The following is a 14,329-nucleotide window of genomic DNA, read 5'->3' on the forward strand; positions in this document are numbered from 1 at the left end:
CTCACCGGTATTTCAATCCGAGGCGCATTGACGCAGAAATGGTCATTCCCTTTTAAGTTAATGCAACACGGGAGTGGGATACCGGTGAGGCTCCCAAAGGGCGGCTGATTTAACTGCATGGCAACACGCTTTATACTGCGTTTAAGGCTTTCGACAGAGCACCACTATGCCTTCAAGCCTTCGCCTTGTCTAAAGCGCGTTGAACTCCCGCTGAATGAACAGATAGTTAATACGATTGGTATTATTGCTAACACTGGATTTAAATATTGGCCTCAACTTCAATTAGTGTGTTGGGCTTTTATTGCGAAGGCCTCTAACGCTTTTATGGCTTTTTTCTTTGCCCGTTTTTGTTCATACATTGCATGATCAGCTATTTTGAAGGATTGAGACCAATCGTTTTCAAAAATCGCAATGCCATAACTAAAACTGAGGTTAAGCTCTGATTCGTGGTTTAAATTTTTACGCATGTTCTCTAAATCTTGTTCAATTTGAGTTTGTGGGCCATGGCATAAAACCACAAATTCATCGCCTCCAAAGCGGGAGATAATTGCATTATTCTGCCAGCACTTCAGTATGGCATTCGCTGTCTGAATGATGGCGATATCCCCCATTTGGTGTCCATAGGCATCGTTGATGGCTTTTAAATTATCCATATCGATAATGAGCAGAAAGCTGCCAAGGTGAGGTTTCTGTTGCCAGTGCTGTAGTTCATCTTCAAAGTTTTTTCGGTTATAAAGTCCAGTTAGCGAATCAAAGTTAGCGAGCTTAGTGATCTGTTGTGATTTTTGATAAAGCGCAATGGCATTACTGGCTTCGTGGGTCAGAATTGATACCAAATTACGATCATAATCGCTAAAAGCACCGACGCTGCTACTGTCGAGGTTTAGCATGCCATAAAGCCTGCCGTCAATACGGATAGGGCTAGACAGAGTTGAACGTATCGGCTGCTTAGATGCTGTAAGTAAAACTTGTTGATCTTCTTTGGATAAGGTACTGCCTGCATTAATATTTTCGATATTATTAACAACAACTACCTGATCACATCTTCCTTTTGTGAGTCGATATTCAAAGGTTTGTTCTAAGGTGAAGTCCAGCAATCTGAGTTTTGTTAAGTCGAGTCCTACACCCGCTTCAAAATGCAGTTTATTATTGTTTTCATTGACCTTAATGATGCTACCCATTTCGGCACCATTAATCACATATACGGCTTTGTTGAGTAAGGCATCAAGAAAAGCATGTTCATTTTTATAATGGCTTGAGAGGTGTGCCAGTTCGTAAATCGCATCATTCATCGTGACGACTTGTTCTAAGTGTTGCCAAAGTCGAGTCAGACGTCCTTGATGCAAGTAGTAAGTTAGGCTATAGGCAAAGATGTAAATGATACAAACAAATAGTAAGGGCAGAATGGTCCAGTTTTCAGTTGGCGCATTAAAGATAAATAGCAGCACGAATAGACATATCGGCACAATAAGTAGTAACAGATGATAGCGATAATCTAAGCGATCTATCGTTTTACGTTTGAAATTATCCCTTAATTTCACTCTAATATTCCTTTATTGGGGTTAGTGCTAGCTTTCATTTAATGCGATACATCATTAACTTATTTATGCTCCGTTAGTTAAGTATATAACGGAAATTAAAATATAAACTGATATGAAACATTGAATCGTTTCATATCAGTGATTTGTGGATAAAATACGACATTAACGTAATTATTATGTGAGTTCAGCCAATATCCACGCTAACGGAGCCTGATATTGCACTGGCATCCATGTTTGTAAGGCGGTAATGCTGCTTTTAAACACTGCCATATTGGGCACCGAAAGGTTTAAATGTCCAACTTTACGACCAGGGCGCACTTCTTTGTTGTACCAATACAACTCAGCATTGGGCAAACTTAACCAGCGTGAATCATGTTCAATACCAATAAGATTGACCATAACACATTGAAAGTTTACTTGTGGTTGCGGGATCGTAACCCCACAAAGTGCCCTAAGGTGTAATTGGAATTGATCCATATGAGTACCGGCTTGAGTCCAATGTCCGGAGTTATGTACTCGCGGTGCAAGCTCATTTACCAGCAGTTTGTCGCCAACACGGAAACATTCCATTGCCATTACGCCAACGTAGTCAAGCTCGTGCATAATTGCGCTAAGCATGGTTTCAGCTTGGGTTTGCAAATGGTTTAAGCGTGTTAGTGGCGCAATGGATGCCATTAAAATGCCGTCTTGATGCAAGTTAAGTGTCAGTGGATAAAACACACATTCGCCTGCACGGGTACGTACACCGACTAATGATATTTCTTCATCAAAGTTAATGGCTTGTTCTGCAATGGCGAGGTTACGCCAGTCGTGTGGAATATCACCCGCTTCGGCTTGTTTGAGCCAATGTTGACCTTTACCGTCATAACCACCGGTACGGCGTTTCATTAATACTCTTGGGCCGTAGTTTTGGTACAGCGTTGCAACTTGGGTGGTATCGTCGACTAACACCCAAGGCGCCGTAGGCACATTGAGTTGTTCAAGCAGGCTTTTTTGGCTAAAACGGTCGGCTAAACGGCTAAATACCGGACCATTAACAAAATGGGGGTGAGAACTCAGTTGTAAGCTAAGGGCGGATTCTGGCCATTGCTCGCGCTCGGCGGTAATGATGTCATGGGGCGCTAGCGGTAGAATTTCATCGGTAGGCGTCATAATATCAACGGCGTGAACTTCAATCGCTAATGGCTCACCCGCGTGGGTTAGCATTGCCCCCAACTGACCATTACCTAATACCCAAACCTTAGATTTCGTGTTTGTCTGAGTCATTAGGCTTCCCTCGGGTCTGGGTTGTCCAGTACCGCACGGGTTTGTTCTTCTCTGAATGCTTCTACGCGTTTTGCCAATTCAGCATCATTATTAGCTAGTATTTGGCAGGCCAATAATCCTGCGTTAAATGCGCCAGCAGTGCCAATCGCTAAGGTACCAACGGCGATGCCTTTTGGCATTTGCACAATAGACAATAAGCTATCCATGCCTGACAGGGCTTTACTTTGTACCGGCACACCTAATACGGGTAAACGAGTTTTAGAGGCAATCATACCGGGTAAGTGCGCTGCACCACCGGCGCCACCAATGATGATTTTAAAACCACGATCGGCGGCAGAGGCTGCAAACTCCATGAGTTTATCTGGCGTTCTATGGGCGGAAACCACTTCAACATGATAAGGCACTTGCAGTTTATCCATTATTTCAGCGGCGGCTTCCATAGTGGGCCAATCACTTTTAGAACCCATAACAACAGCAACAAGGGCTTGCATGATAACTCCTTAACTCACTAATTTTAATTATATTTTAGCCTTTTTCAGGCTTTGGTACAGTTGATATCTATCTAGGCGTAATCGCTAGCAAGCATCATGGGGCAGAATAATACCATGTTCCTAATGATTTCTGCCCGTTTTTGCATGGGGAAATCGTCTTTAATATTGTTGGATTTATGAGGGGATTTACTGAGAGAAAGACCCATTAAACCTTGGGTCTTTCTGTTGTTCTGCAGGCGTTAAATTTGCTGATAAAACTTAATGATATTGGCTTAACACGACTAAGGCTATGTGATTTCTGTATGCTGAGTACATACTGGTGCTTCAGTTATGGCCTCACGCAATGTGGGGTAAAACTTCAATACACCTTCAATTGGCTGAACTCTGGCTCTGGCCAAGGTACGGATTGGCTGGAATTGGAGATCGGTAATAATGAGCTTGGTTCTATTCACTTTACATCTTTCAATCAGCTTGCTCAGTGCGGCTAAACCACCGGCATCTAAAATAGAGACGCCATCGAGATAAAGCACAATCACGTGTTTATCTTCAGTGAGGCTGGCAATTTCAGCAAAAATACGGTCGGCCGCAGCGAAAAATAATGGTCCATTAATTTTGATCACGGCCCAATTATCGGGTAACTCTTGTTCGACATAACGCTTATTGTTACTGACATCATAAAGCTTTGTCATCTCAGCAATTTCCTTCATAAACAGCAAGGCCGCTAGGATGATTCCTACACTGATGGCGATCACCATGTCGAAAATAACAGTTAATGAGAAACAGCTGAAAAAGACCATGATATCGCTGGTGGGCGCCGTTTTAACTAAATGCATTGCTTTATGGGCTTCGCTCATATTCCAAGCTACAACGAGTAACAGTGCAGCCATAGCCGACATGGGTAAATAGGCTAATACTCCCGCTAAGGCGACTAAGCCAAACAGTACAACTATGGCGTGGATCATGGCAGCAATCGGACTTTGTGCACCAGCTTTGACGTTTGCCGCGCTGCGTGCAATTGCCGCCGTTGCCGGTATGCCGCCAAAAAATGGTGTGATGATATTACCTATGCCTTGGCCTAATAACTCACTGTTGGCACTGTGGCGTTTACCTGTCATACCATCGAGTACAACGGCGCAAAGTAATGATTCAATCGCACCTAACATGGCTATGGCAAATGCGGCGGGCAATAAGGCTTGAAAAGTGTCGAGATTAAATTCAAAGGCTTGGCCATTGACACCTGCTTGTAACCAAGGCCATTCGAAACTGGGTAGTATGGCTGGTATCCCCATGCCTGTACTGCCATCACTGAGTTGATAGTGGAAACGGGTACCTATGGTTTCTATGTCTGCCCCCATCGCATTAAGGACTAAAGCGAGCACAGTGCCAAGTATAATGGCCGGAAGATGCGCAGGTACGGGGGTTTTGAGTTTTGGCCATAGCAACATAATGGCTAATGTGGCCGAGGCGACCAGTAGGCTAGGTAAATGGACTGAGGGCAACGCTTGAGCTAATGTTATTAGCTTAGCCAAATATTGTTCTGGCATATGGGCAATCTCGAGTCCGAAAAAGTCTTTGAGCTGTAAGGTGGCGATAACAACGCCAATGCCCGCGGTAAAACCTAAGGTGACGGATTCAGGAATATACAGAATCAACCGGCCTAAGCGTAGCGTCGCCATGCCGACAAGTATCATTCCTGACATTACTGTCGCGACTAATAATCCGGCTAAACCAAATTGTTGGGCAATGGGGTAAAGTAATACTACAAATGCCGCCGTTGGGCCTGACACACTGTAACGTGAGCCACCCGACATGGCGATAATAAAACCGCCGACAATCGCGGTATATAAGCCATATTGCGGCGCAACACCACTGGCAATCGCCAATGCCATTGCTAACGGAATGGCGATAATACCTACGGTGAGGCCTGCAAGAATATCTTGTCCAAAACGTTTAAACGAATACTTATCCTTCACGCAAGCTTCAGTGAGTGCGTGGGCGATCCTTAAAGAAAACAAATGAGCAGAGTGTGGCACGAGAAATTTCCATTGCGAGGGACAAAGTAACAAGCTCTATTCTAGTGCGCAGATACTATGTGCAGTGTGATCTTGTTGGCAAAAATGAGGGTAAATACTTTGTGTAAAATAAAGAGTGTGCTTGGAGCTGATGTTAACTCCCGTAATATTTTTTTGAAAAAATAGAAAAGTGATAACTCTTTTTACCATTAGCGCCGTTTACAGTCTTAGGTCAACATCAAAGGTATTCAATATGAAAACGATATATTGCTTAAGATCCGTTTTAAATTCGGTGTCAATCAGGAAAAGTGCCGTCGTATTGGCGATTAATAGCGCCGCTTTATTGCTGGTCACTCTGGGTTTAGCGGCCTGTGGCGGTAAAGGCGTTGAGGTTCAACAACAGGCAGAACGGCAACAAGTAGAACAAAACCATAAAGAAAACTCGTTGCACCAAACAAAAATGCGTGATGCTGCTAAGGTTGAGATGGCTAGAGTCGTAGCGCCGATGTCAATATCTCGCAATAGTGCGACTATGGGAATCGCTCCCATGCCGCGAGACTATGCTGTAATCCCACTAGAACAAGATAAATTCGAGCGGCAGATACAAAATGGCATGATGGTGGCCGGAGAAACCCCAGTATCGACCTTTTCTATTGATGTCGATACTGGCAGTTATGCCACTTTAAGGCGAATGCTAAGGGAAGGGCGCTTACCCGAGCAGGGCACTGTCAGGGTTGAAGAGATGCTCAATTATTTTACTTACAATTATCCCTTGCCAGCTAAAAATACGGCGCCCTTTAGTGTCACGACTGAGCTTGCGCCTTCACCCTATAACGATGACATGATGTTGCTGCGAATTGGGCTGAAAGGTTATGACTTACCGAAGTCTCAGATAGGCGCCAGCAACTTAGTCTTTTTACTCGATGTTTCAGGCTCAATGGCGTCAGCCGATAAGTTACCTTTACTACAAACAGCACTCAAGCTACTGACGGCGCAGTTAAGTGTACAGGATAAAGTTTCGATTGTAGTTTATGCCGGCGCCGCGGGTGTGGTGCTCGATGGCGCGTCGGGTAATGATACTCAAACCTTAACCTATGCGTTAGAACAACTGAGTGCAGGTGGGTCAACCAATGGCGGAGAAGGAATTACGCAAGCCTATCAATTGGCAAAAAAGCATTTTATCCCCAATGGTATTAATCGCGTGATCCTTGCAACCGATGGTGACTTTAATGTCGGCGTGACAAGTTTTGATGATTTAATTGCCTTGGTTGAAAAGGAAAAAGCCAATGGTATTAGCTTAACCACCTTAGGGTTTGGTCAGGGTAATTATAACGATCAACTGATGGAGCGATTAGCAGACAAAGGTAATGGCAACTATGCCTATATCGATACGTTAAATGAAGCGCGAAAAGTGCTGGTGGATGAGTTGAGCTCCACCTTATTGACTATTGCCAAAGACGTTAAAGTACAAGTTGAGTTTAATCCGGCCTTAGTGTCTGAATATCGTCTGATTGGTTATGAGAATCGCGCGTTAGCGCGAGAGGATTTTAATAACGACAAGGTAGATGCGGGCGAAATTGGTGCAGGTCATACAGTGACGGCTTTGTATGAACTAAGGTATGTGGAAGCTGGAAATGGGGCGAATGATAAACTCAGATATGGCGTTGATGCTCCAACGGGGCAAGAGAAATATAGCCGTGAAGAAATCGCTTTTCTTAAACTGAGATATAAATTGCCAGATCAAACACAAAGCCAGTTGCTGAGTTATCCCATAAGGCTAGATCAAGGTGTTAAGCATTTAGATCAAGCGAGTGATGATTTTAGATTTGCCGCTGCGGTTGCAGGTTTTGGGCAATTACTGAATGGCAGTCACTATCTACATCAATTTGATTATACTCAGTTAAGCCTATTGGCGCGTTCGGCATTGGGGAATGACCCCTATGGTTATCGGCATGAGTTTTTGCAGCTGATACAAACTGCCTCGGCTATGGTGCAATCGGGTCGCATACCGATAAAAAAAGCATTCAATGGCTCAGGTAAACCTTTTCCTCCAGAAGATAAACTCCATAGCGAGTCTGTGAGTGACAGGAGCAATACAAGCCATGAGAGATTACAATAGTCAAAGAGAACACAGCAAACGATGAGGAGTTTTCCGTGGCATTAGCCATACCGCAATTACCAAACCATGAGCACTCAGATGAGCAACTGATGTTGTGCTATGCCAAGGGCGATTCACAAGCGTTCGAACAGTTATACCTGAAACATAAAGGTGCGCTTTATCGCTATTTTGTACGTCAATTAGGTGACCAACAATTAGCGGAAGATTTGTATCAAGAAACCTGGGGGCGGGTGATCCGCGCCGCAGCTAATTATGAAGTTAGTGCCAAGTTTACAACTTGGTTATATCGTATTGCACATAACTTATTGATTGATCATGTGCGTGCGGTTAAGCCCGTTGATTTAATTGCCAGCGATGGAGATGAGGCCGAACTCGATACTTTTGTGGCGGGTGAACAAGATAAGCCCGATGTACAGTGGCAAACAGCGCAAAAGAGTTTATTGCTGAAGACTTGTATCGCATTGTTACCGCAAGTTCAAAAGGAAGCATTTATTCTGAACATTGAAATGGGTTTTACGGCAGCGATTATTAGCGACATAGCAGGGGTTACGTTAGAAGCAACTAAAAGCCGTATTCGTTATGCGTATAAAAGCCTAAAAGATTGCGTTAGCGCAAAATGGCAGGAGGCGGGTCATGAGTAATACGACTTCAAATGCCGATGAAGCTGCATTACAACAAGAGATACTGATTTGGTATCGCCAACAAGCTTTAGAGGTTCCAGCGGAACAACTTGATCAAGATATTTTACAACTCGCCCAAGTACACTTAGCTGAAATGCATCAAGGAAAAATAGCGCCTATTGAGACTCCAACTTCTACCTGGCGCCGCCATCCTTGGGCATTATCGAGCGCTGCATCGTTAGTACTTGTTGTGGGTTTACTTATGCTTAATCGGTCGCTTATGGAAGATTCGTTTGCTCCAAGTCCTATAACGATGAGTGCTCCGGCGCCGCAAACTATGGCAAGGATGGCTGATGCGCAGGCAATACCATCTTCTAATGGGCCAGCAGAAGCGATTGTTGAGCATAAAAAGCAGACTCAAAAGCAACAATCTAAAGCCGCATTAGCAGTCATTGAACCGCAACAGAATGTAATGAGTCCTGCTATCGTTGCAAGATCTATGGAACCAAGAGTATTGGTATCAGAAAATCATAAAACGTCGCTAGCGGAGTCTCTGCAGCGGTTACAGACGTTAATTGATGCTAAGGATACTGCACAAGCAATCGTTATGGAGCAGCAGCTCGTGAAGAATTATCCGCAGCTTATCGCTGAGGATGTCAATCCAGCGCAGCTAAGCCAGCAACAGCTAGCATTAAGACTTGAGTTTAAAAAACTACAACAGCAATTGCACCCGCTGGCAAAGTAAGTTTATACCTTTGCTGTTTGAGTCATCAAAAAGTGATGAGATCAACCATTCTGTGGCTTTTTATGGGTTAATACGCGCTGATATATATAGCGCGTTTACTTTTTGGCAGGTGATTAACTTGATCAATGTCATAAAATGAAGCTGACGTAGCCTGTTATATTGGTATTCGTTGACAGCTTGTTTAGTATCAATTGTCTGATCCCGATTTAGGAGGCATTATGCTTAAAAGACTCATGAATGATCATAAACATATAGCAGTCTTGCTTAATGTTTTAAAAAACAAACAGATGAAATTGTCAGAAGGTGAGTCGATTAACTTCACTTTAGTGCGTGATATCGTTGAATACATGCAAGGATATGCGGAGCGCTACCATCATCCTACCGAAGATATTATTTATGCTTACTATTTGACGCATAAAGCCAATGGCTCCGTTGATAAGTTAAGTGCAGATCATGAGCGAGTTGGCCAAGCATCATCCGCGTTAATGGCAACGCTAAATCTTATTCTCAGTGATATTGTGGTTGCTCGTGAAAAACTAATTATTGATTTTGCTGAATATGTTGCATTACAAAAGCAGCATATGGAAATGGAAGAACGGGAAATATTTCCTTTACTTTCAAGCGGTTTAACCGAGCAGGATTGGCAACTTATTGAGTTAGAGTGCCAGAAGGCGCATATCGATGCTCCCTTTTTTCAGAAGCAAGAGCAGCAAGAGTTTGAGAGTTTACGGGCTTATTTTACTACGTCTGACTAAAACTGTTTTACTTGAGCCTAGTGATAGCAGAGTTTAAGAAAGCAGCTTCTCAAAATAAGTGTTCGTGGCTTTAGCCTAAGCCATTATTTGAATATTTATCCATTTGTATACAAAAAATACATATTTAATATCGTAAATAAAAAAGCGCCCAAGGCGCTTTCTATTCATGCTTGAAGATACTGAGTGAAATCATATCAACATGTGGTTACAGCTGGATAGTATCAATATCGTAGTTAAAATTATTATCGATTTCTTGGAGTTCTTTGATCAAAAGATACTTATCTTTTAGCGCTTCAATCTCACGCCATTTACGTTTTTTATTGGAGCCTCGCGAACGATCGGGTCTTTCAACGACTTCATCTAGCGCACAACCATAATCTAAACGATCCATGGCAACCTCCTGTTGTATGTTTTGTCAGCAATTAAATAACATATTTTCAAAACAGGGTGCAAGAGTTATGTTTCATTTGTGTTAACTTAAAATGACGTTTACATGATTTAGTATGGCTGTTGGATATGGGTTTAGTGTGGGGGTGTATTGAAAAGTTTAATATAAATAAGTGGTTAGGATTTAAAAAGCCAGCTACAGCTGGCTTTTTTTTGATTAAATTTTACCTTGTCGATAAAGATTAATCAGTGCGTTACTGGAGGCGTCTAAAGCATCGGAATCTTGCTCAGCACCAATACGTGCTAATACATCGTTACCTAGATTTTTACCGAGTTCCACACCCCATTGATCGAAGGAGTTTATATTCCAGATAGCACCTTGAACAAAGGTTCTATGTTCATATAGGGCAATTAAAGCGCCTAAAGTGCTTGGCGTGAGCTTATCCATAAGTAAGGTGTTGCTCGGCTTATTACCTGGCATCACCTTATGTTTAGCGATCAGCCGTTTCTCTGACTCAGATAATGCACTATTAGCGAGTTCAGCTAAGGCTTCATCAAGCGTGCGACCTTGCATTAAGGCTTGTGTCTGACCAAAGCAGTTTGACGCTAATTGGTCATGGTGTTCACCGATAGGATTATGACTTTGCAGTGGCATAATAAAATCGGCAGGGATCAGTGCTGTACCTTGATGCAACAGCTGGTGGTAGGCATGTTGTCCATTAGTACCTTCGCCACCCCAAATCACTGGGCCTGTGCTGTAGTCAACATCAGTGCCATTTAAGGTGACAGACTTGCCGTTACTTTCCATGTCGAGTTGCTGGAAGTAAGCGGGTAGGCCGCGCAGGTAATGATCGTATGTCAACACAACATGGGACTGTGCATTAAAGAAGTTACCGTACCATAGAGATAGTAAGCCCATGATCACTGGCATATTTTCTGTCAGTGGCGCATTGGCGAAATGCTCATCCATTTGGTGTGCACCAGTGAGTAGGGCTCTGAAGTTATCCATGCCTATCAAGAGTGCAATTGGTAAACCAATCGCTGACCAGAGTGAGTAACGCCCACCAACCCAATCCCACATTGGGAAAATATTGTCTACATCAATACCAAAATCTGTCGCTTTTGCCACGTTTGAAGTCACTGCGACAAAATGTTTTGCCACATCCGACTGCAAACCGCCTTTTGCTAAGAACCATTCTCTAGCTGTGAGGGTATTGGTTAATGTTTCCTGTGTTCCAAAAGACTTAGACGACATGATGAACAACGTCGTTTCAGGATCCAATAACTTCAGTTTCTCACTAATAGAAGTACCATCGACGTTTGCCACAAAGTGACATTTCAATTCTGGGTTCCAATATGGGCGCAGCGCCTGAGAGACAATCTTTGGCCCAAGGAAAGAACCACCAATACCAATGCCAACAATATCGGTTATGGCTTTACCGGTATAACCTTTCCATTTGCCTGATGTTACTGAGTCCACAAACCCTTGCATTTTATCAAGAGTTTGTTGGACTTCAGGCACTATGTCTTGACCCTCGGCAATAATCGATTGTTCTGCAGTGCTACGAAGCGCTGTGTGCAGTACCGCACGCTTTTCGGTGGTGTTAATAATCTCACCAGCAAACATCGCTTTAATTTTTGCTTCAAGCTGGCTATTGCTTGCCAATGCAAATAACAGGTCGAGCGTTTCCGCAGTGGCTCTGTTTTTAGAATAATCGAGTAATAAACCACAGCTAGATAGCGACATTTTGTTGAAACGTGTCGCATCAGTTGCAAATAATTCACGCATATGCGGAATGTTTTTGCTGTGTGCTGATAAAGCTTGCCATATTGAACTTTGGGTCAAGAGTGTCATTTAACCATCTCCAGAATACTTAGTTTGCCAGCTTCGCGGTGAGCATGACTTCAAGTTTGCCTTGGTCAATCGCAAAATTACGAATCCCTTCAGCAAGCTTATCAACCGCCATTGGATCTTGATTAAAGTCCCAGCGGAATTGTGCTTCTGTCAATGGGGTTTCAGCTGTTGCAGTCGTTGTGGCAGCAACGAGTTTAGGCGTGATGTCCACTTGTGAATTAGCCAGTTCTTCTAACAAAGAAGGGCCAATGGTGAGGCGATCACAACCCGCTAGTTCAATAATTTCACCGATATTACGGAAACTTGCGCCCATAACGACAGTACTAAAACCGTGCTGCTTGTAGTAATTATAAATCTCAGTGACTGAAATAACCCCTGGGTCATTCACAGCATCATAATCTTTGCCAGTATCTTTTTTGTACCAATCAAGAATGCGACCAACAAAAGGTGAAATCAGGTAGGCACCCGCTTCGGCACAAGCACGTGCTTGGGCAAAGCTAAATAGTAGGGTTAGGTTGCAGTTAATTCCTTCTTTCTCGAGCTCTTTAGCAGCACATATGCCTTCCCAAGTTGAAGCTAGTTTGATCAGAATGCGTGATTTATCAATACCCGCTTCTTTATAGAGACGAACTAGCTTATGGGCTTTAGCGATTGATTTCTCTTTATCAAATGATAAACGAGCATCAACCTCAGTAGAGATACGACCCGGAACCAGTTTTAGGATCTCAACGCCAATGTTAACTGCTAGCTTATCGCTGGCATCATCAAGTTGTTGTGCTAAAACACTGCTTTGTGATTTTGCCCAATCAATTGCGTTATCTATCAGAGATACATATTCAGGGATTTGAGCGGCTTTCAATATGAGTGACGGGTTAGTCGTCGCATCTTCAGGCTGGTAGCGCTTGATGGCTTCGATATCGCCTGTATCAGCGACAATAGTGGTATATAACTTGAGTTGCTCTAACGTATTGGCCATGAAAAATATCCTTCTCAGGTAGCAGTTTAAACTCGGAATTCACTGATGACTATTAGAAGCGATTTTGCCAACTTTTCCAACCTTGAATGTAAAAAAATTACAAAAATGACAAGATTTAATCTATTTAGGCCTAATGCGAGTGATTTGTTATCTTCTTGGCACTAACACAGAATTATCGCTTGCCTTAGTGTATACCCCATAAAAACAAAAAGTCGCTGCAAGCAGCGACTTTTTTATTTCAGTAAGTAATATTACTTCAGAACAGGTTGCTTAGTTGTTGTCGTTACGATTGCTTCGATACGACGGTTAGCAGCATGAGCTTCTTTTGAATCACCAGCAACTAATGGCTGAGTAACACCGTAGCCTCTAGAAGTTACACGGCTTTGGCTGATGCCATATTTATCAACAAGAATTTTAGCAACGGCGTTAGCACGTTTCTCAGATAGTTCCATGTTGTAGTCTGGCTTACCTACGTTTGAGGCATGGCCAGCAATTTCAACTGTGAACTCTGGGTTCTTGTTCATGTAATTTGCTAGTCTTTCGATATCTTTGTAGTAAACGTTTTTCACTACAGCTGAATCGTTAGCAAACTGGATTGAACCTACATCTTCTTTGCTTTTCACGTTTTCATAGATAGTACAGCCAACAGCGTCAACCTTGTGAGTTGCTGGTGTTGCTGGGCACTGATCTTTGTCGTCGTAAACGCCATCGTTGTCTGAATCAACTGGCGTAGCAGCAACTACTGCTGCAGCTGCAGCGACTGGTGCTGCTGCGTTACCAAAGCGGTAGCTCAGCTCAAGACCCCAGTAGTTACTATCAGCTTCAACAATATTGTAATCGTCATTTAAGTTTTCATAACGACGGTATTTAGCTTGTAACTTCAAGTTATCAGTGAAGTTATAACCAACGCCTGCGCCGAAGTATGGTGCAAAGTCATCGGTGCTATATTTGCTTGAGGTGAGGCCATTGTTTTGGCTGTTTTCAAGCGTGTAATACATGACACCAGCTTCAGCTGATAAGCTCCAACGGTTAGCTAGAGGCCATAAGCCCACTAAACCAAGAGTTGAACCTTTAACGTCTGCATCATTGCTGATACCGGCATTGTTCCAATCTGCATTACCTAAATCACGGAAACCGATTTCGGCACCGAAGTAATCATTAAACATGTAACCAGCAAAAATGTCCCATGCGAATGGGTCATCTGAACCATTTTGGGTTGCTACGTGTTCATAGTTATTAACGCCTAAACCTGCGCCGACATACCAAGGGGTTAGCTCCTGAGATGCACTGGCTGCAAATGGAAGCATTGATGTAAGTAAAACTATCTTTAATGTGTTCTTCATCATTTTATTTAAGTCCATTGATTATGATTCTCCACCAATATGTTTTGTACAATTAATACAAAACATTGCTAGCACTTCGTGTGGGGATCCTTTAGAGATTGTAGCCAGCGATTTAATTATCACTTGGTTTGTTAAATTTTTCCAGCATTAAGATTTGCCTTTTTAAGGGGAGTCATTCGGTATGTCATCTTTAAATGCAAGAAAGGCACTCCGAGAAGT

At 43.0% G+C, this 14,329-nt stretch carries 12 protein-coding genes; 4 read left to right on the top strand and 8 right to left on the bottom strand.

Annotated elements, in window-relative coordinates; all coding sequences use genetic code 11:
* Positions 1–278: 278 nt before the first annotated feature.
* From C9I43_RS02335 to dauA, 4 genes are all read right to left on the bottom strand, one after another.
* Positions 279–1,541 (bottom strand): GGDEF domain-containing protein, encoded by a 1,263-nt coding sequence (locus C9I43_RS02335; protein ID WP_076497057.1) that lies wholly within the window; start codon positions 1,539–1,541, stop codon positions 279–281.
* Positions 1,542–1,715: 174 nt separating this feature from the next.
* Complete coding sequence (purK, locus tag C9I43_RS02340) at positions 1,716–2,807, bottom strand: 5-(carboxyamino)imidazole ribonucleotide synthase (protein ID WP_107881860.1); 1,092 nt, start codon at positions 2,805–2,807, stop codon at positions 1,716–1,718.
* Positions 2,807–3,298, bottom strand: coding sequence for a 5-(carboxyamino)imidazole ribonucleotide mutase (gene purE, locus C9I43_RS02345; RefSeq protein ID WP_076497055.1), 492 nt, complete (start codon positions 3,296–3,298; stop codon positions 2,807–2,809). The genes purK and purE overlap by 1 nt, the downstream gene beginning before the upstream one ends.
* 287 nt (positions 3,299–3,585) lie before the next feature.
* The gene (gene dauA, locus C9I43_RS02350) at positions 3,586–5,331 is read right to left on the bottom strand and encodes a C4-dicarboxylic acid transporter DauA (RefSeq protein WP_107881862.1); all 1,746 of its coding nucleotides are present in this window, start codon (positions 5,329–5,331) and stop codon (positions 3,586–3,588) included.
* Positions 5,332–5,563: 232 nt separating this feature from the next.
* Here dauA and C9I43_RS02355 point away from each other — a divergent pair, with 232 nt between their 5' ends.
* From C9I43_RS02355 to C9I43_RS02370, 4 genes are all read left to right on the top strand, one after another.
* Positions 5,564–7,429: a vWA domain-containing protein gene (locus tag C9I43_RS02355; protein ID WP_107881864.1), complete on the top strand. Its 1,866-nt coding sequence runs from the start codon at positions 5,564–5,566 to the stop codon at positions 7,427–7,429.
* A 35-nt stretch (positions 7,430–7,464) separates the two neighbouring features.
* Positions 7,465–8,070, top strand: coding sequence for a sigma-70 family RNA polymerase sigma factor (locus C9I43_RS02360; protein ID WP_107881866.1), 606 nt, complete (start codon positions 7,465–7,467; stop codon positions 8,068–8,070).
* Positions 8,063–8,794, top strand: coding sequence for a hypothetical protein (locus tag C9I43_RS02365; RefSeq protein WP_107881868.1), 732 nt, complete (start codon positions 8,063–8,065; stop codon positions 8,792–8,794). Before C9I43_RS02360 ends, C9I43_RS02365 begins: the two co-directional genes overlap by 8 nt.
* Before the next feature lie 218 nt (positions 8,795–9,012).
* Positions 9,013–9,549: a hemerythrin domain-containing protein gene (locus C9I43_RS02370; protein WP_107881870.1), complete on the top strand. Its 537-nt coding sequence runs from the start codon at positions 9,013–9,015 to the stop codon at positions 9,547–9,549.
* A 205-nt stretch (positions 9,550–9,754) separates the two neighbouring features.
* On the opposite strand, the gene C9I43_RS02375 is transcribed toward C9I43_RS02370, so the two are convergent.
* The 4 genes from C9I43_RS02375 to C9I43_RS02390 form a co-directional block, all read right to left on the bottom strand.
* Complete coding sequence (locus C9I43_RS02375; RefSeq protein ID WP_076497049.1) at positions 9,755–9,940, bottom strand: DUF3545 family protein; 186 nt, start codon at positions 9,938–9,940, stop codon at positions 9,755–9,757.
* A gap of 213 nt (positions 9,941–10,153) precedes the next feature.
* Positions 10,154–11,791 carry a glucose-6-phosphate isomerase gene (pgi, locus tag C9I43_RS02380; RefSeq protein WP_107881872.1) on the bottom strand — a complete coding sequence of 546 codons (1,638 nt, stop codon included), beginning with the start codon at positions 11,789–11,791 and terminating at the stop codon, positions 10,154–10,156.
* A 19-nt stretch (positions 11,792–11,810) separates the two neighbouring features.
* Entirely contained in the window at positions 11,811–12,767 is a 957-nt protein-coding gene (tal, locus tag C9I43_RS02385) for a transaldolase (protein WP_076497047.1), read from the bottom strand.
* 251 nt (positions 12,768–13,018) lie between these two features.
* Positions 13,019–14,128 carry an OmpA family protein gene (locus tag C9I43_RS02390; protein WP_181317843.1) on the bottom strand — a complete coding sequence of 370 codons (1,110 nt, stop codon included), beginning with the start codon at positions 14,126–14,128 and terminating at the stop codon, positions 13,019–13,021.
* Positions 14,129–14,329 lie beyond the last annotated feature (201 nt).

It is taken from the genome of Shewanella morhuae (genome assembly GCF_003028295.1).
Classification (GTDB): Bacteria; Pseudomonadota; Gammaproteobacteria; order Enterobacterales; family Shewanellaceae; genus Shewanella; species Shewanella morhuae.